At 60.0% G+C, this 18,352-nt stretch carries 17 protein-coding genes; all 17 read left to right on the top strand.

The genetic code is table 11. The features are described from left to right. The first annotated feature begins 217 nt into the window (after window positions 1-217). The 17 genes from G3O01_RS30400 to atpG all read left to right on the top strand — a co-directional run bounded on the left by G3O01_RS30400 (window position 218) and on the right by atpG (window position 18,322). Window positions 218-1,384, top strand: a complete 1,167-nt coding sequence (locus G3O01_RS30400) for an ABC transporter substrate-binding protein (protein WP_205810364.1) — start codon at window positions 218-220, stop codon at window positions 1,382-1,384. A gap of 265 nt (window positions 1,385-1,649) precedes the next feature. Next, window positions 1,650-2,810 carry an ABC transporter substrate-binding protein gene (locus G3O01_RS30395; RefSeq protein WP_205810362.1) on the top strand — a complete coding sequence of 387 codons (1,161 nt, stop codon included), beginning with the start codon at window positions 1,650-1,652 and terminating at the stop codon, window positions 2,808-2,810. 221 nt (window positions 2,811-3,031) lie between these two features. Beyond that, the gene (locus tag G3O01_RS30390) at window positions 3,032-4,087 is read left to right on the top strand and encodes a branched-chain amino acid ABC transporter permease (protein ID WP_205810360.1); all 1,056 of its coding nucleotides are present in this window, start codon (window positions 3,032-3,034) and stop codon (window positions 4,085-4,087) included. Between the two features lie 4 nt (window positions 4,088-4,091). After that, window positions 4,092-5,876: a branched-chain amino acid ABC transporter ATP-binding protein/permease gene (locus G3O01_RS30385; RefSeq protein WP_205810358.1), complete on the top strand. Its 1,785-nt coding sequence runs from the start codon at window positions 4,092-4,094 to the stop codon at window positions 5,874-5,876. Continuing rightward, the gene (locus tag G3O01_RS30380) at window positions 5,876-6,637 is read left to right on the top strand and encodes an ABC transporter ATP-binding protein (RefSeq protein ID WP_205810592.1); all 762 of its coding nucleotides are present in this window, start codon (window positions 5,876-5,878) and stop codon (window positions 6,635-6,637) included. Before G3O01_RS30385 ends, G3O01_RS30380 begins: the two co-directional genes overlap by 1 nt. Before the next feature lie 172 nt (window positions 6,638-6,809). Further along, on the top strand, window positions 6,810-8,771 hold the full coding sequence (mnmG, locus tag G3O01_RS30375) for a tRNA uridine-5-carboxymethylaminomethyl(34) synthesis enzyme MnmG (RefSeq protein WP_205810356.1): 1,962 nt from the start codon (window positions 6,810-6,812) through the stop codon (window positions 8,769-8,771). Then, a complete protein-coding gene (gene rsmG / locus G3O01_RS30370) occupies window positions 8,768-9,445 on the top strand; it encodes a 16S rRNA (guanine(527)-N(7))-methyltransferase RsmG (RefSeq protein ID WP_205810347.1) in 678 nt (225 codons plus the stop codon). The genes mnmG and rsmG overlap by 4 nt, the downstream gene beginning before the upstream one ends. Window positions 9,446-9,494: 49 nt before the next feature. After that, window positions 9,495-10,265 carry a ParA family protein gene (locus tag G3O01_RS30365; RefSeq protein WP_205810345.1) on the top strand — a complete coding sequence of 257 codons (771 nt, stop codon included), beginning with the start codon at window positions 9,495-9,497 and terminating at the stop codon, window positions 10,263-10,265. 38 nt (window positions 10,266-10,303) lie between these two features. After that, a complete protein-coding gene (locus G3O01_RS30360; RefSeq protein ID WP_205810343.1) occupies window positions 10,304-11,194 on the top strand; it encodes a ParB/RepB/Spo0J family partition protein in 891 nt (296 codons plus the stop codon). Window positions 11,195-11,203: 9 nt separating this feature from the next. Beyond that, on the top strand, window positions 11,204-12,352 hold the full coding sequence (locus tag G3O01_RS30355) for an SLC13 family permease (RefSeq protein WP_205810340.1): 1,149 nt from the start codon (window positions 11,204-11,206) through the stop codon (window positions 12,350-12,352). 281 nt (window positions 12,353-12,633) lie between these two features. Continuing rightward, window positions 12,634-13,179 (top strand): ATP synthase subunit I, encoded by a 546-nt coding sequence (locus G3O01_RS30350; protein WP_205810338.1) that lies wholly within the window; start codon window positions 12,634-12,636, stop codon window positions 13,177-13,179. 159 nt (window positions 13,180-13,338) lie between these two features. Beyond that, window positions 13,339-14,190, top strand: coding sequence for a F0F1 ATP synthase subunit A (gene atpB, locus G3O01_RS30345; RefSeq protein ID WP_205810336.1), 852 nt, complete (start codon window positions 13,339-13,341; stop codon window positions 14,188-14,190). 87 nt (window positions 14,191-14,277) lie between these two features. Beyond that, a complete protein-coding gene (gene atpE / locus G3O01_RS30340; RefSeq protein WP_007180033.1) occupies window positions 14,278-14,547 on the top strand; it encodes a F0F1 ATP synthase subunit C in 270 nt (89 codons plus the stop codon). A 135-nt stretch (window positions 14,548-14,682) separates the two neighbouring features. Then, window positions 14,683-15,153 (top strand): F0F1 ATP synthase subunit B, encoded by a 471-nt coding sequence (locus G3O01_RS30335; RefSeq protein ID WP_109476756.1) that lies wholly within the window; start codon window positions 14,683-14,685, stop codon window positions 15,151-15,153. Window positions 15,154-15,155: 2 nt separating this feature from the next. Further along, complete coding sequence (locus G3O01_RS30330) at window positions 15,156-15,695, top strand: F0F1 ATP synthase subunit delta (RefSeq protein WP_205810333.1); 540 nt, start codon at window positions 15,156-15,158, stop codon at window positions 15,693-15,695. Between the two features lie 58 nt (window positions 15,696-15,753). Further along, entirely contained in the window at window positions 15,754-17,295 is a 1,542-nt protein-coding gene (atpA, locus tag G3O01_RS30325; RefSeq protein ID WP_205810330.1) for a F0F1 ATP synthase subunit alpha, read from the top strand. A gap of 139 nt (window positions 17,296-17,434) precedes the next feature. Further along, window positions 17,435-18,322, top strand: a complete 888-nt coding sequence (gene atpG, locus G3O01_RS30320) for a F0F1 ATP synthase subunit gamma (RefSeq protein ID WP_205810328.1) — start codon at window positions 17,435-17,437, stop codon at window positions 18,320-18,322. Window positions 18,323-18,352 lie beyond the last annotated feature (30 nt).

Raw genomic sequence — 18,352 nt, 5'->3', positions numbered from 1 at the left:
TTTCATCTTTCCCAGCACGCGTTCGCGCGTCGCGCCGCGTTGTAAATCTGGCTGTTTCCTGCCCGCCGCGTTCGGCATTTTTCCCCAAAGATTCAAAGCCTTCAAAGCGCTTGCCGCGTGCGCTATGCGTCCGCTACACTCGCCATTCGCCGACCATCGGGTCGGCCTTTGGAACAACATTCGAATCAATTCGAACATCGGGGCGTAGAGGAGCGGAATGAAGTCGGCATTGCGGTGGATCAGCGCGGCACTCGTCGCAGCAGGCGTGTGCGCAACCTATAGCGGCGCGGCATGCGCGGACGTGAAAATCGGCATGACGGTGTCGGCAACGGGGCCAGCCGCCTCGCTCGGCATTCCGGAGAAGAACACCAGCGCGCTCCTGCCGAAGGAAATCGCGGGCCAGAAGATCGACTACATCGTGCTCGACGACGCGACGGATTCCACGCAAGCCGTCAAGAACGCACGCAAGCTCACCAGTGAAGATCACGTCGACGCCTTGATCGGCTCGACCGTCGTGCCGAATTCGCTCGCGATGATCGACATCGCCAATGAAACGCAAACGCCGATGATCTCGATGGCCGCAGCGGCCTCGATCGTCGAGCCGATGGATCCGAAGCGCTCGTGGGTCTTCAAGACGCCGCAGAACGACATTCTGATGGCCACGGCAATTGCGCAGCACATGTCGAATCATGGCGTGAAGTCGGTGGCCTTCATCGGCTTCTCGGACGCGTACGGCGAGAGCTGGTTCAAGGAATTCACCAAGGCCGCTGATCTGAAGAAGATCAAGATCGTCGCGAATGAACGTTTCGCACGCAACGATGCGTCGGTGACAGGCCAGGTCCTCAAGATGATGTCGCAGAACCCGGATGCCGTGCTGATCGCCGGTGCGGGCACGCCGGCCGCATTGCCGGAAAAGACGCTGCGTGAACGCGGTTACAAGGGCAAGTACTACCAGACGCACGGCGTCGCAAATAACGACTTCCTGCGCGTGTGCGGGAAGGATTGCGAAGGCACGTATCTGCCCGCTGGTCCGCTGCTCGTCGCCGATCAACTGCCCGATTCGAACCCTGTGAAGAAGGCATCGCTCGCCTATAAGCGCGCGTATGAGGGCGCCAACGGCACGGGTTCGATCTCGACCTTCGGCGGTCACGCGTGGGACGCTGGTCTGCTTCTGCAACACGCCATTCCCATCGCATTGAAGAAGGGCGCGCCCGGCACGCCGCAATTCCGCGAAGCACTGCGCGCAGCGCTCGAAGACACGAAGGATCTGCCCGGTTCGCACGGCATCTTCAACATGAGCGCGAACGATCACGCGGGCCTCGATCAGCGGGCGCGCGTGATGGTGCAGATCGTCGATGGCAAATGGAAGCTTGCTTCCGATTAAGCGAGGCGAATTAACGAACTCGAATTAACAAAAAAGACGCGTGCAGTTGACGCGTCTTTTTTATTGCACGCGAGATGTCTGAATAAAGAAAGCGGGCATTGAAGAGGGGAGAAAACTAAAGCGGTAAAGCCTGCGTTTCACGTTTGACGCAATTGCAACGAGCAGGGAAAACCATGCTTGGCAGGCTTATACCCGATAACTAGATTCAGTTACCCGGTTCTCGAACTGGATTACGACACGCATTTAAAGCGTTTGGAGACAAGCAATGAAAACGACAAAGCAGTGGGTCCGTACCGCGATCGCGATGGCGCTCGTTTGCGGTGCGAGTGCGGCGATGGCGCAGGTGAAGATTGGGGTCACGCTGTCCACGACGGGTCCGGCCGCCTCGCTCGGCATCCCTGAGAAAAACACGATTGCGCTGCTGCCCAAGGAGATTGCCGGCAAGAGCGTGCAATACATCGTGCTCGACGACGCATCCGATACGAGCCGCGCCGTGCAGAACACACGCAAGCTGATCGACGAAGATCACGTCGATGCGATCATCGGTTCGACGGTCACGCCGAATTCGCTCGCAATGCTCGATCCGGTTTCCGAAGGCAAGACGCCGATGATTTCGCTCGCGGCATCGGCGGCCATCATCGGGCCGATGGACGCGAAGCGTTCATGGGCCTTCAAGACGCCGCAGAACGACAGCCTGATGGCCGATGCGATCGCCGAGTACATGGAGAAGCACGGCGTGAAGACGGTGGCGTTCATCGGCTTCGCGGATGCGTATGGCGAGGGCTGGTACAACGTGTTCAGCAAGGCGGCCGAAGCGCATCATCTGAAGCTCGTGGTGAACGAGCGCTATGCCCGCACGGATGCATCGGTGACGGGGCAGGTGCTGAAGATTGCCGCAGCAAACCCGGATGCCGTGCTGATTGCCGGCGCGGGCACGCCTTCCGCGCTGCCTGCGAAGGCGCTCAAGGAGCGCGGCTACAAGGGCAAGATCTATCAGACGCACGGCGTCGCGAACAACGACTTCCTGCGCGTGTGCGGCAAGGACTGCGAAGGGGAATTGCTGCCTGCAGGCCCGATTCTCGTCGCCGATCAACTGCCGGATTCGAACCCGGTGAAGAAGTCGTCGCTCGCGTACAAGAACGCGTACGAGAAGGCCTATGGCGTCGGCACGGTGGCGACGTTCGGCGGTCATGCATGGGATGCAGGCCAGATGCTCCAGCGTGCCATTCCCGAGGCGCTGAAGAAGGGCCAGCCGGGTACGGAAGCTTTCCGCGTTGCGTTGCGTGAAGCACTCGAGAACGTCAAGGACTTGCCACTCTCGCACGGCATCATGAACACGACTGCCACTGACCATAATGGTCTCGACAAACGCGCACGCGTGATCGTCGAGATCTCCGATGGCAAGTGGAAACTCCAGAACGATTAAGACGGTACGCGCCTCTCGCGCAGAGCGTGGTGGCGAGCATATGCGAATGCTCTTAAGCCACGCAGCTATTTTCTGATCGATAACAATGGCAAGCTCTGCCGCGCCGTGTCTCAGGCGCGGCAGTTGTCTTATGTGTATCGGCTTTGCTTGGCGGCTGGTAGTCGTTTAGCAAACTCTCATTGTTTCTTAGTTTCGATTTCGACGTTCCAGGACGAGGAAGTATGGATCTATCAATTGCGGCGATCCTCGCGCAGGACGGCATCACGACGGGCGCGATCTACGCATTGCTCGCGCTCGCGTTGGTGCTGGTGTTCTCTGTGACGCGCGCCATTTTCATCCCGCAAGGGGAGTTCGTTTCGTATGGCGCGCTGACGCTCGCCGCATTGCAGACGCAGAAGTTTCCAGCGACATGCTGGCTGCTGATGGCGATGGGGCTGGCGTGCTTCGTCGTCGAGGTGATCGGCATGGTGCGGCATGCGGAGCGGCGGCGTCACGGCGCGCGCACGCTGGTGATGCTGGTCGGCAAGTACCTGCTGTTCCCGATTGCCGTGTATGCCGTCACGCGCGGCGTATTCATGCAGCCGCTGCCGATGCTCGCGCAAATCGCGCTGACACTGCTGATCGTGGTGCCGATGGGGCCGTTCGTGTATCGCCTCGCGTACGAGCCGGTAGCGGAGGGGACGACGCTGTTGCTGCTGATCGTCTCCGTCGCCGTGCACTTTGCGATGGTCGGCCTCGGGCTCGTGATGTTCGGTGCGGAAGGATCGCGTACCAACGCCTTCACCGATTCCACGTTCAACATCGGCAGCATGTCGATCTCGGGACAGAGCTTGTGGGTGATCGGCGTGGCCGTGGTGATGATCGGCGTGCTGTACGTGTATTTCGATCGCTCGATTTCCGGCAAGGCGCTGCGTGCGACGTCGGTGAACCGGCTGGGCGCGCGGCTCGTCGGCATCGGCACGACGCAGGCGGGACGCCTTGCGTTCACGCTGGCCGCGGGGCTCGGTGTGCTGTGCGGCATTCTTGTCGCGCCGCTGACCACGATCTACTACGACTCGGGCTTCCTGATCGGTCTGAAGGGCTTTGTCGGGGCGATTATCGGCGGGCTGGTCAGTTATCCGCTGGCGGCCGCGGGTTCAATTCTCGTCGGCCTGCTGGAGTCGTATTCGTCCTTCTGGGCCAGTTCATATAAGGAAGTGATCGTGTTCACGCTGATTATTCCGGTGCTGCTCTGGCGGAGTTTCGCCAGCCCGCACGCGGAAGAAGAGGAGGAGTGACGCGATGAAACGCATCATGCAAAACAGGTTCTTCTGGCTGTTTCTTATCGTCATGTTCGCGCTGCCGGTGCTGCCGCAGCCGATTCGCGTGCCCGAGTACTGGGTGACGCTGCTGAACTACATCGGGCTGTATTCGATCGTCGCGATCGGGCTGGTGCTGCTGACGGGTATCGGTGGGATGACGAGCTTCGGGCAGGCGGCGTTCGTCGGCGTTGGTGCCTATGCGACGGCGTATCTGACGACGCAGTTCGGCGTGTCGCCGTGGCTTGCGTTGATCGTTGGCGTCGTGCTGACGGCTTTGATCGCGTTGCTGCTGGGCGCTGTCACGATGCGACTGTCGGGCCACTTCCTGCCGCTCGGGACGATCGCGTGGGGTCTCGCGCTGTTCTTCCTGTTCGGCAACATGGAAATGCTGGGCAAGTACGATGGCATCAACGGCATTCCCGTGCTGAATGTGTTCGGCATCAACCTCGAATCGGGCCGCCACATCTACTACCTGATCTGGGTCGTCGTGCTGCTTGCGGTGGTGTCTGTTCAGAATCTGCTTAATAGCCGGCCGGGCCGCGCGATTCGTGCGCTGCGCGGTGGCGGCCTGATGGCCGAAGCAATGGGCGTGAACACCGCGTGGATGCGTGTGGTCATCTTCGTCTACGCGGCGGTTCTGGCGTCGATCTCGGGCTTTCTATACGCACATTTGCAGCGCGCAGTGAACCCGACGCCATTCGGGTTGAATCACGGCATCGAGTTTCTGTTCATGGCCGTAGTGGGCGGCGTCGCGCACGTGTGGGGTGCGGTGCTCGGCGCGGCGATTCTGACGATCCTGCAGGACTATCTACAAACGCTGCTGCCGAAACTGCTCGGCGAGAACGGCAACTTCGAGATCATCGTCTTCGGCATTCTGATGGTGCTGCTGCTGCAGTACGCGCGCCAGGGCGTGTGGCCGTTCGTCGCGCGAATCTTTCCGCGCGGTCCGCGTGCTCACGTTCCGGATCATGCCGATGGGTTGCCGCAGCGCAGCAAGCCGACGGCTGGTGAATCATTGCTCGTCGTCGACAAGGCGCGCAAGCAGTTTGGCGGTCTGGTCGCCGTGAACGATGTGAGTTTCGAGGTGAAAGCAGGGCAGATCATCGGGCTGATCGGTCCGAACGGTGCCGGCAAGTCGACGACGTTCAATCTCGTCACGGGCGTCCTGCAACCGACTAGCGGTGCAATCACTTTCCAGGGCGAGCGGATCGATGCGCTCAATTCACGTGAAATTGTTAAACGCGGAATTGGGCGCACGTTCCAGCACGTCAAGCTGCTGCCGGGCATGACCGTGCTGGAGAACGTCGCGATCGGTGCGCACCTGCGTGGACATGCGGGCGTCTGGCGCAGCGTGGCGCGCCTGAATGCGGTGGAAGAAGCGCGTCTGATGGCGGAGGCTGCGCGCCAGATCCGTCGCGTGGGCCTCGAAGAGCATATGTACGACGAAGCGGGCAGTCTCGCACTCGGCAAGCAGCGGATTCTGGAGATTGCGCGGGCTCTGTGCTGCGATCCGACGCTGTTGCTACTGGATGAACCGGCAGCGGGCCTGCGTTATCAGGAAAAGCAGCAGCTCGCGACATTGCTCCGCAAGCTTCGGGAGGAGGGTATGAGCGTGCTGCTGGTCGAGCACGACATGGACTTCGTGATGAACCTCACCGATCGGCTGGTGGTGATGGAGTTTGGGACGCGAATTGCGGAAGGCTTGCCGCAGGATGTGCAAAACGATCCGGCCGTGCTGGAAGCCTATCTGGGCGGGGTGGAATGATGGTGAATCAGACAACGGCGTCGCCGATTCTTGAAGTCAACAGCCTTTCCGTGCGCTATGGGAAGGTCGAGGCATTGCACGGCGCCAAAATCGCCGTTCGTCCCGGTCAGATCGTTTCTGTGATCGGTCCGAACGGTGCAGGTAAGTCGACGCTGCTCAATGCGATCATGGGCGCGTTGCCAGTAACGGGCCATGCAAAAGGCGCAGTCATGTATCGCGACGAGGACGTGAGCCACGTTCCGGTCGAAAAGCGCGTTGCGCGCGGCATGTGTCTCGTGCCAGAAAAACGGGAGCTGTTCGCGTCGATGACGGTCGAGGACAACCTGATCTTGGGCGCGTATCGACGCAAGCGTGCCGGCGATCGGAATTATCTGGATCAGTTGGAACCCGTCTTCCAGCTTTTCCCGCGATTGAAGGAACGGCGGAAGCAGGCCGCGGGGACGCTATCAGGCGGCGAACGGCAAATGCTGGCAGTCGGCCGCGCGCTGATGGGCAAGCCGGATCTCTTGATGCTGGATGAGCCGAGTCTCGGTTTGGCGCCACTAATCGTGAAGGAGATTTTTCATATCATTAGCGCGCTGCGCCAGACGGGGGTGGCGACGCTACTGATCGAGCAGAACGCGCGCGCGGCTTTGCAGATCTCCGACTACGGCTACGTTCTTGAAACGGGGGAGCTTGCTTTGGAAGGGGAGGCAATTGCGCTGGCGCAGAACCCACGTGTGATCGAAACTTATCTGGGTCTGACGAAGAAAGTCGCGTAGCTAAAGGAATTTTCGGCGGATTCGCTGTCAAACGAGCGGTGTGTTTCACGTGAAACACACCGTTTTTTTTGTCCTATGCCGATCGGACGGAATTCGGGACAAAAGCGAACCCGCTATAATTTCGCCCATACTTTCTTTTTAGGCTCACGCCGGGTCCCGCGTGAGATCCGCGATGCTTTATCCCACAGAGTTTGACGTAATCGTCGTTGGCGGCGGTCATGCCGGCACGGAAGCCGCGTTGGCGTCCGCGCGCATGGGCAACAAGACTCTCTTGTTGACCCATAACATTGAAACCCTCGGCCAGATGAGCTGCAATCCGTCGATCGGCGGCATTGGCAAGGGCCATCTGGTTAAGGAAGTTGACGCGCTAGGCGGCGCGATGGCGGCTGCAACCGACGAGGGCGGCATTCAATTCCGCATTCTCAATTCGTCGAAAGGCCCGGCTGTTCGGGCGACCCGTGCACAGGCTGATCGTATTCTGTACAAGGCTGCGATCCGGCATCGTCTCGAAAACCAGCCGAATCTTTGGCTTTTCCAACAGTCAGTCGACGATCTGATGGTCGAAGGAGACCGCGTTGTGGGCGCCGTGACTCAGGTTGGCGTCCGTTTCCGCTCGCGGGCCGTGGTTTTGACGGCGGGCACATTCCTCGATGGCAAGATCCACGTCGGTCTCAATAACTACACGGGCGGTCGGGCAGGCGATCCGGCGGCGGTGTCGTTGTCGGCGCGACTGAAGGAGCTGAAGCTGCCGCAGGGCCGGCTGAAGACGGGTACGCCGCCGCGTATCGACGGCCGTACGATCGACTTTTCGAAGCTGGAAGAGCAGCCGGGCGATCTCGATCCGATCCCGGTCTTCTCGTTCCTCGGACGCGTAGAACAGCACCCGCGCCAGGTGCCTTGCTGGGTCACGCACACCAATTCGCAGACCCACGACATCATCCGCAGCGGGCTGGATCGTTCACCGATGTACACGGGTGTTATTGAGGGTGTTGGCCCGCGCTACTGCCCGTCGATCGAGGACAAGATTCATCGGTTTGCGTCGAAAGAGTCGCATCAGATATTCCTCGAGCCGGAAGGGCTGACCACGAACGAGTTCTACCCGAACGGAATCTCCACGAGCCTGCCATTTGACGTCCAGCTTGAGCTGGTCCGCTCGATGGTAGGCCTTGAGCACGCGCACATTCTGCGTCCGGGCTATGCAATCGAGTACGACTACTTCGATCCGCGGGGGCTGAAGGCGTCGCTTGAGACGAAGGTGATCAACGGCTTGTTCTTTGCCGGCCAGATCAACGGGACGACGGGCTACGAAGAGGCTGCGGCACAAGGGCTGCTGGCCGGTATTAATGCTGGCCTGTACGTGCAAGGCAAGGAAGCTTGGTGTCCGCGCCGCGATCAGGCGTACCTTGGCGTGCTGGTGGATGATCTGGTGACGCGCGGCGTCTCGGAGCCGTATCGGATGTTCACGAGCCGCGCGGAATATCGCCTGAGCCTGCGTGAAGACAACGCAGACATGCGCCTGACCGAGATTGGCCGTGAACTGGGCGTTGTAGATGACGTCCGTTGGGACGCATTCAGCCGCAAGCGTGACGCTGTTTCACGTGAAACAGAGCGACTTCGCACGACGTGGGTCAATCCGAAGACGCTTTCGTCTGAGGAAGCGACTGCATTGCTCGGCAAGCCGATCGATCACGAATACAGTCTCGCCGATCTGCTGCGACGTCCGGGCGTTTCGTACGACGGCGTTTGCGAGCTTCGCGAAGGCGCGTGTGGTCCGGCTGAAGCGTTGGCCGACGATGAAGTCCTACTCGCGCAAATCAAGGAGCAGATCGAGATTGGCATCAAATATCAGGGCTACATTGATCGCCAGGCGGGTGAGATCGAGCGGAACGAAGCGCACGAGAACACGCGACTCCCTGAGAACCTTGATTACGCAGAAGTTCGAGGCTTGTCGTTCGAGGCACGTCAAAAGTTGACGCAATTCCGCCCGGAAACGATCGGTCAGGCGTCGCGTATCTCCGGCATCACGCCGGCGGCAATCTCGTTGCTCATGGTTCACCTGAAGCGCGGCCTTGGCCGGCGTGCGCAGAAGCCCGCCAATGCTGGCGGCACCGACAATTCGCCGGTGGCTCAATGACGGCGCGTTCCAACACGATGGCCGGGCGCGAGGTGCTCGCTGATTTGCTGGAAGAGGGCGTCCGCGAATTGGGCATCGACCTGAGCGCGGACCAAAAGGGCAAACTGCTGGACTACGTCGCGCTGCTCGCCAAGTGGAACAACGTCTACAACCTGACGGCAATCCGCGATCCGCGCCAAATGCTGATTCAGCACATCCTCGATTCTTTGTCGATCATCCCGCATCTGGCCGCACTGGGCCCGGCTACAGCGCTGGACGTCGGTTCGGGCGGCGGGCTGCCCGGCATCGTGCTGGCAATCGTCTTCCCCGACTGGTCGATCACCGTCAACGACATCGTGCATAAGAAGTCCGCATTCCAGTCACAGGCCAAGGCGGAACTGGGCTTGGGAAATCTGTCGGTGGTGACGGGGCGCGTCGAAAATCTGCGGCCGGGCGTCGAAGTGTCAGGAAAATTCGATGTGATCGTCTCGCGCGCATTCGCAGAGCTCGCGGATTTCGTTACACTGGCCCGTCACCTCGTTGCGGACAACGGCGCGATCTGGGCGATGAAAGGCGTGCGGCCAGATGGCGAGATCGAGCGTTTGCCGGAGGGCGCACACGCGAAGCAGGTGATTCGTCTCAAAGTGCCAGCGCTGGACGCCGAACGGCATCTGGTCGAAGTCACGGTAGGCTGAATTTCACGTTGAAATTTCATTAAACAGGCTGCAAAGGGACACCTAAAAGATGGCAAAAATCTTCTGCGTTGCGAACCAGAAGGGTGGAGTCGGCAAAACGACGACCGCGGTCAATCTCGCCGCGAGCCTCGCATCGCAGGGACAGCGGGTCCTCCTCATCGATCTTGATCCCCAGGGTAATGCCACGATGGGCAGCGGCATCGACAAGGCCGCTTGCGAGAACACGGTTTACGAAGTGCTGGTCGACGGTGTGTCGGTGGCCGACGCGCGCGTAAAGCCGGAAGCTGTTTCATATGACGTATTGCCGGCTAACCGCGAGCTCGCGGGCGCCGAAGTCGAGCTCGTGAGCATGGAGAATCGCGAGCGCCAGCTCAAGGAAGCGCTCGCACAAGTCGTGCACGACTACGACTTCGTATTGATCGACTGTCCTCCCGCACTGTCGCTGCTGACGCTGAATGGCCTGTGTGCGGCGCACGGCGTCGTCATTCCGATGCAATGCGAATACTTCGCGCTCGAGGGCCTGTCGGATCTCGTCAACACCATCAAGCAGGTACACGCGAACCTGAACCGCGACCTCAAGGTGATCGGCCTGTTGCGTGTGATGTTCGATCCGCGTATCACGTTGCAGCAGCAGGTCTCGGAACAACTGAAAGAGCACTTTGGCGACAAGGTGTTCGACGTCGTCATTCCACGGAACGTGCGGCTCGCCGAAGCACCGAGTTACGGCTTGCCGGGCGTCGTGTTCGATAGCGCATCGCGCGGTGCGCAGGCTTATGTGCAGTTCGGTGCGGAAATGATCGAACGGGTGCGAGCGCTATGACGCAACGCCAATCATCCAAAGCGGATCGAGGAACCACGATGAACGCAGTAGCACGGAAGAAAGGGTTGGGCAGGGGGCTGGAAGCGCTGCTCGGCGGAAGCGCGGACATCGCGGAAGCGGTGAAGATCGACACCGCAACGCACACGTTGCCGCTCGACAAGATGCAGGCGGGCAAGTATCAGCCGCGTACGCGCATGGACGAGGGCGCGCTGCAGGAACTCGCCGCTAGCATCCGTGCGCAGGGTTTGATGCAGCCGATCCTGGTGCGCCCCATTTCGCCGGAGAAGTTCGAAATCATCGCTGGCGAGCGACGTTTTCGCGCGGCGCGTCTGGCCGGCCTCGATGAGGTGCCCGTTCTGGTCCGCGACGTTCCCGATCAGGCCGCCGCCGCGATGGCGCTCATCGAGAATATCCAGCGTGAGGATCTGAATCCGCTGGAAGAGGCGCAAGGTATCCAGCGGCTGCTCGACGAGTTCAACTTCACGCACGAGCAGGCGGCCGAATCGGTTGGTCGTTCGCGCAGCGCGGTGTCGAATCTGCTGCGCCTGCTGAACCTGGCTTCGCCCGTGCAAACGATGCTGCTCGCCGGCGATCTCGATATGGGTCACGCGCGCGCGCTGCTCGCAGTCGACGCGGCCACGCAGATCACGCTCGCCAACCAGGTTATCAACAGGCGCATGTCGGTGCGTGAAACCGAAAAGCTGGTCACGACAACGACGAAGGCTGCGCCTGCCGTGAAGGCGAAAGCGAACAACGACGGCGGACGCGATACGCGCCGACTCGAAGAAGAACTGTCGGACCTGCTCGCTGCAACGGTGAAGATCAAGCTGGGGCGTCGTGGACGAGGGCAGGTGCTGGTCGATTTCGGCGACCTTGATGCACTTGAAGGGATTCTCGTTCGCTTACGTGGCAATACGGCGGCTGCATAAAGAACCCCAATGCCGGCTGCCGAGCAAGCGCTAAAACCACATCGCAACCTGCTACGCACGATCATCCACTATGTAGCGAAGGAGCCCGTCCTTACGGTGCTCGTCGCTGCGTTGATCGTGCTGCAGGTGTTTCATCCGAGTCCCTGGACGACGCTACCGGGACTGGTCGACTGGCAGACGGTGATGACGCTGGCCGGACTTCTGATTTTGACGAAGGCTGTCGAATATTCAGGATTCCTGATGTGGCTTGCGCACCGCGTCGTGCATCGCATACGGTCGCAGCGTGCACTAGCCTATCTGTTGATTGCGCTTGCGGCTGCACTGTCGACTTTGCTCACCAACGATGTTGCGCTGTTCGTGGTCGTGCCGCTTGCGCTGTCGCTAAATGAACTGACGCCGTTGCCACTCAAGCGGCTCGTCATTTTTATTGCGATAGCGGTAAACGCGGGCTCGATTCTTACGCCTTTAGGCAATCCGCAAAATCTGTTTCTCTGGCAAACGAGCGGCGTGTCGTTTGGCGGATTCGTGCTCGCGCTTGCGCCGCTGTGCGTCGTGTTGATGGCAATGTTGTACGCGTTGGCCACGTTTTCTTTCGAGCGCACCGAACTGGATCTGTCGAAAGACACGGAGCCGCATCCCGTCGATCGCCCCTTGCTTGGCGTCGCCATCGTATTGTTTGCGGCATTCGTACTACTCGCCGATGCGCATAGGGCAGGGATCGGACTAATTGGCGTCGGCCTCGGATTTATCTTCTGGCGTCCGAAAATCGTGCTGAAGATCGACTGGCTTTTGCTGCTGATCTTCGTGTTCATGTTCATCGTATTGAGAAGCGTCGCGGCGTTGCCTTGGGTGCATCACGCAGTCGGGCAACTGCATCTCGCGACGCCGTTGCGTGCCTACGCAGCGGGCGCCGTGCTTTCGCAGTTCATCAGCAATGTGCCGGCCGCCATCATGCTCGCCGAGTTCTCGAAGGATTGGCGCGCGCTGGCATTCGGCGTGAGCGTCGGTGGCTTCGGATTCGCGATCGGATCGCTCGCGAATCTGATTGCAATGAGGCTTTCAGGACAGCGCGGCATGTGGACGCAATTCCACCTCTTTTCGATCCCGTTCTGGGTGGTCAGCGGCGCTATCGGCGGCTGGCTTCTGTTGCATTTTTGACACTGCTGCACGCGGCAAAATGACACTTCCAAACCCGCTGCTTTAGCACACTTCGACCCGCATTTCCCGTTCTCCCGCGACCGCCTTACATTTGCAGTCCGACACCGTGAAAATCGGAGTTTTCCCGTATCGTGAAGCACCGTTTCATGCGGGTTATTGGTCGGGCTAAAGTCTTGAATTGCCTGCAACTATCGCTTACAATCGCCCGGATTTATTTGCTAGGCAACCCCGTAAGCGGTGCGAAAGCTCGCGGGCTGAACAGGACTTTGCGGAACACTGCGATGGCGGTCAAAGCGTCGAACCAAACGCCGCAACAACGGCACGACGAACACCGCGAAAATGGCAGTGGTTCGCAAGCAACCGATGGTCAGCACGCAATGCATGACGAAGCGTGGGATGCCGAGCAGCAAGATAACAATATCGTTCCGCTCACGCGGGCTGAAGCCGAGAAGCTCTTCGGTCCAAACGTGAGTCGTCCATCGCGTGTCACACCGTTCAAGGTCGTGATTGCGCAAATGGTTTTGTCCCTGGGTGCGACGCTGTTGTGGTGGCTGTTCTACAAGCCGCCGGGCGATGCTGCGCTGTCAGCCTTCCTGGGAGGAGCGATTTGCTGGGTGCCGAGCGCGTTGTTCGCGGCACGTCTTAAGAAATTGAGCGGCGCCCAGACAGCGATGAGCTGGATGATCGGCGAAGCGCTCAAGATGGGGACAACGATCGCGATGTTTATTGCCATCGCGTTCTGGTATCACGACGTACGGTGGATTCCGCTACTCGTCACGTACCTCATCGCTCTCAAGACGTACTGGATCGCGCTCGCCTGGCGCTGAAGCAAGCGAGACACTGGCTGTTGCCCGGCGTGAATAACGCGGCATCAGCAACGAGGCGCGCGGGTTCGACAAAGACCCGCGCTGGCGTGTTCCCGCAATACAGTATTGCGGCGGGAGCGGCCCGGAAAGATTTTCGACAATTTGGGTGGCATTAACGATATGGCAGCTAGCGAAGGAACGCGCGCTCTGGATCCGTCCGAGTACATTGCGCACCACTTGCAGAATTTTTCCACCGCTCATCAGACGTCGATTTTCGACATCCACGTCTGGAATCTCGATACGCTCTTCTGGTCGATCGTGTGCGGTCTCGTCACCATCCTGATCCTGCGTCTCGCAGCGCGTAAGGCAACGCCGGGCGTACCGGGCCGTTTCCAGTGCGCGATCGAAATGCTGGTCGAAATGGTCGAGGATCAATCGAAGTCGATGATCCACGGCAACCGTACCTTCATCGCGCCGCTCGCGCTGACCGTGTTCGTCTGGGTCGCGCTGATGAACTCGCTCGACTTTCTCCCCGTCGACCTGCCGGGCCGCGTGATCGGCTGGCTGGGTCTGTCCGAAGTCATCCCGCACCACCGCATCGTTCCGACGGCCGACCTCAACGGCACGCTCGGCATCGCGCTGGGTGTGTTCGCGCTGATGATTTACTACAACTTCAAGATCAAGGGCGCAGGCGGTTTCGTTCACGAACTGCTGTCCGCTCCGTTCGGCTCGCATCCGCTGCTGTGGATCCCGAACCTTGCACTGAACATCATCGAGTTCGTCGCGAAGACGGTTTCCCTCGGCATGCGGCTGTTCGGCAACATGTACGCGGGCGAACTGCTGTTCCTGCTGATTGCCCTGCTCGGCAGCATCTGGAGCTTCGGCGCGGACACGACGGTGCTTGGCTTCATCGGCCACGTGATCGCTGGCAGCGTGTGGGCAATCTTCCACATCCTGATCGTTCTGCTGCAAGCGTTCATTTTCATGATGCTGACGCTGGTGTACATCGGCCAGGCACACGACACCCACTAACGTGGCGTCGTAGAGAAAGAATCAGAGTTTCAAGAATCGTAGTTTTTTAAATCCCAGTTCCAAAAAGACTTTTCACAAGGAGTGATCATGCAAGCTTTCATCGCCAACATCCAGGGTCTGACCGCCATCGGTATCGGCATCATCATCGGCCTGGGTGCTATCGGCGCCTGTATCGGTATCGGTCTGATGGGCGGCAAGTACATCGAAGCATGCGCTCGCCAGCCGGAACTGATGAACCCGCTGCAAACCAAGATGTTCCTGCTGGCTGGTCTGATCGACGCGGCGTTCCTGATTGGCGTTGGTGTGGCAATGCTGTTTGCGTTCGCGAACCCGCTGCTGTCGAAGCTGGCAGGCTGAGGTTCCTCGGAAGTGCGCGCCTGACCTATAACTGGTAAGGGCGCAAAGCGGAACGGGCACTAAGGCGCTGATCGACTGAATCGATGAGCGCCTTGCCGTTTCCCCCTCCGATCAAGCAACGTTTAAGGAAACACCGTGAATCTCAACGCAACCCTGTTTGCGCAAATGGTCGTGTTCCTGATCCTCGCGTGGTTCACGATGAAGTTCGTGTGGCCGCCGCTGATCAACGCCCTCGACGAGCGCGCAAAGAAGATCGCCGACGGTCTCTCGGCCGCTGAAAAGGGCAAAGCGGAACTCGAAGCCGCGCACAAGCGCGTCGACCAGGAACTCTCCTCGGCACGTAACGAAGGCCAGCAGCGCATCGCTGACGCCGAAAAGCGTGCAGTCGCGGTCGCCGACGAAATCAAGGCACAGGCGCAAGCTGAAGCGGCACGCATCATCGCTCAGGCGAAGGCAGACGCTGACCAGCAGATCGTCAAGGCGCGTGAAACGCTGCGTGGCGAAGTCGCTGCCCTTGCTGTGAAGGGTGCCGAACAGATCCTGAAGCGCGAAGTCGACCAGGCGGCTCACGCCGACCTGCTGAATCAACTCAAAGCCGAGCTCTGATCATGGCCGAACTTGCAACCATCGCCCGTCCGTACGCAGAAGCGCTGTTTGGCGTGGCCGAAGCTGGTGACATCGCCGCCTGGTCCACGCTCGTGCAGGAGCTGGCACAGGTTGCGCGTCTGCCCGAAGTGCTGTCGATTGCCTCGAGCCCGAAAGTCAGCCGTGCACAGATCAGCGACCTGCTGCTCGCCGCGGTGAAATCGCCGCTCAAGGACAATGCGCAAGCGAAGAATCTGGTTCAGATGCTGGTCGACAATCATCGTCTGCCGCTTCTGCCGGAAATCGCCGCGCAGTTCGAAGAGTTGAAGAACGCCCGCGAAGGTGCGGCCGATGCGCTGATCGTCAGTGCATTCCCCCTCGAAGGTGCGCAGCTGGACGACCTCGTCGCAAGTCTCGAACGCAAATTCAAACGCAAGCTGAAGCCGACGGTCCAGGTGGACTCGTCGCTGATCGGCGGCGTTCGCGTGACGGTCGGCGACGAAGTGCTCGATACCTCGGTCCGCGCGCGGCTCGCCAGCATGCAGACGGCTCTGACCGCCTGAAGCCCTTACGTGGCTGTGGCGGCTGGCACGCAACAGAATTGACTATCAGGAGCGAATAATGCAACTCAATCCCTCTGAGATCAGCGAGCTGATCAAGAGCCGGATCCAGGGCCTTGAAGCGAGCGCAGACGTTCGCAACCAGGGCACCGTGATCTCCGTGACCGACGGTATCGTGCGTATCCACGGCCTGTCGGAAGTGATGCAGGGCGAAATGCTCGAATTCCCGGGCAACGTGTACGGCCTCGCGCTGAACCTCGAGCGTGACTCGGTTGGCGCGGTGATTCTGGGTGAATACGAAAGCATCTCGGAAGGCGACATCGTCAAGACGACGGGCCGCATTCTCGAAGTGCCGGTGGGTCCGGAACTGATCGGCCGTGTGGTCGACGCACTGGGCAACCCGATCGACGGCAAGGGTCCGATCAACGCGAAGCTGACGGACGCAATCGAAAAGATCGCCCCGGGCGTGATCTGGCGTAAGTCGGTGTCGCAGCCGGTGCAAACGGGTCTGAAGTCGATCGACTCGATGGTGCCGATCGGCCGTGGCCAGCGTGAGCTGATCATCGGCGACCGCCAGTGCGGCAAGACCGCAGTTGCAGTCGACACGATCATCAACCAGAAGGGCAAGGACCTGATCTGTATCTACGTCGCGATCGGCCAGAAGGCTTCGTCGATCATGAACGTGGTTCGCAAGCTCGAAGAAACGGGCGCGATGGCATACACGATCGTCGTCGCCGCTTCGGCTTCGGAATCGGCAGCGATGCAATACCTCGCGCCGTACGCCGGTTGCACGATGGGCGAATACTTCCGCGACCGCGGTCAGGACGCACTGATCGTTTATGACGATTTGACCAAGCAGGCTTGGGCATACCGTCAGATCTCGCTGCTGCTGCGCCGTCCGCCGGGCCGCGAAGCTTACCCGGGTGACGTGTTCTACCTGCACTCGCGCCTGCTCGAACGTGCTGCTCGCGTCTCGGAAGAGTACGTCGAGAAGTTCACGAACGGCGAAGTGAAGGGCAAGAGTGGCTCGCTGACGGCACTGCCGGTCATCGAAACGCAGGCAGGCGACGTGACGGCGTTCGTTCCGACGAACGTGATCTCGATTACCGACGGCCAGATCTTCCTGGAAACCGACCTCTTCAACGCAGGTATCCGCCCGGCAATTAACGCCGGCGTGTCGGTGTCGCGCGTTGGTGGTGCGGCTCAGACGAAGGTCGTGAAGAAGCTGTCGGGCGGTATCCGTACCGACCTCGCACAGTACCGTGAACTGGCAGCGTTCGCGCAGTTCGCATCGGACCTGGACGAAGCCACCCGCAAGCAGCTGGAGCGCGGCCGCCGCGTGACGGAACTGCTGAAGCAGCCGCAGTATCAGCCGCTGCAGGTGTGGGAACTGTCGGTGTCGCTGTTCGCAGCGAACAACGGCTACCTCGACGATCTGGACGTTGCGCAAGTGCTGCCTTTCGAAAAGGGCCTGCGCGAATTCCTGAAGTCGAAGCATGCTGACCTGGTCAAGCGCATCGAAGATAACAAGGACTTGTCGAAGGACGACGAAGGCGCGCTGCATGCCGCACTCAAGGACTTCAAGAAGTCGGGCGCTTATTGATTCGCGAGTGATCCGCAAGGCATAAACGGACCTTGAAGCAGCGTGGACGCGTGAAAACATGTCCGCACTGCTTCGATCCGCTGTGCATGGGGACCGAGTAAGCGCTAAAGCGCTAACTCGGGCCGACAAGGAGCAAGCAATGGCTGGAATGAAGGAAATTCGCGGCAAGATCAAGAGCGTGCAAAACACGCGCAAGATCACGAAAGCGATGGAGATGGTGGCCGCATCGAAAATGCGCCGCGCTCAGGAGCGCATGCGCGCTGCTCGCCCGTACGCCGACAAGGTTCGCGATATCGCTGCGCACATGAGCAGTGCGACGCCTGAGTACCGTCACCCGTTCATGGTGTCGAACGAAGGCGCGAAGTCGACGGGCTTCATCCTCGTCACGACTGACAAAGGTCTGTGCGGCGGTATGAACACGAACGTGCTGCGCGCTTCGCTCCAGAAGTTCAAGGAGCTCGAAGGCCAGGGCAAGACGGTCGAAGCGACGGCAATCGGCGGCAAGGGTCTGGGTTTCCTGAACCGTCTGCGCGCTAAAGTCGTGTCGAATGTCGTGCAACTGGGCGACACGCCGCACCTCGAGAAGCTGATCGGCGCAGTGAAGGTTCAGCTCGACCTGTACTCGGAAGGCAAGGTCTCGGCCGTGTATCTCGCGTACACCCGCTTCGTCAACACGATGAAGCAGGAGCCGGTGATCGAGCAGCTGCTGCCGCTGTCGACGGAACAGTTCGAGAGCAAGGCCGACAAGAATAGCCCGACGCCGACTACGTCGTGGGACTACATCTACGAGCCGGACGCGCAAACCGTCGTCGACGAACTGCTGGTGCGTTATGTCGAAGCGCTGGTCTATCAGGCCGTCGCGGAAAACATGGCGTCGGAACAGTCGGCACGGATGGTCGCAATGAAGGCCGCTTCGGACAACGCGAAGACGGTCATCAACGAACTGCAGCTCGTGTACAACAAGAGCCGCCAGGCAGCGATCACGAAGGAACTGTCGGAAATCGTCGGTGGCGCCGCGGCAGTCTGACGCTAACGTCGACACGCGGGAGCGCCTTTA

The sequence above is a fragment of the Burkholderia sp. Ac-20365 genome, assembly GCF_017104715.1.
GTDB lineage: Bacteria > Pseudomonadota > Gammaproteobacteria > Burkholderiales > Burkholderiaceae > Paraburkholderia.
The sequence above is the reverse complement of the archived record's forward strand: the minus strand, read 5'-3'. Positions and strand labels throughout refer to the sequence as shown.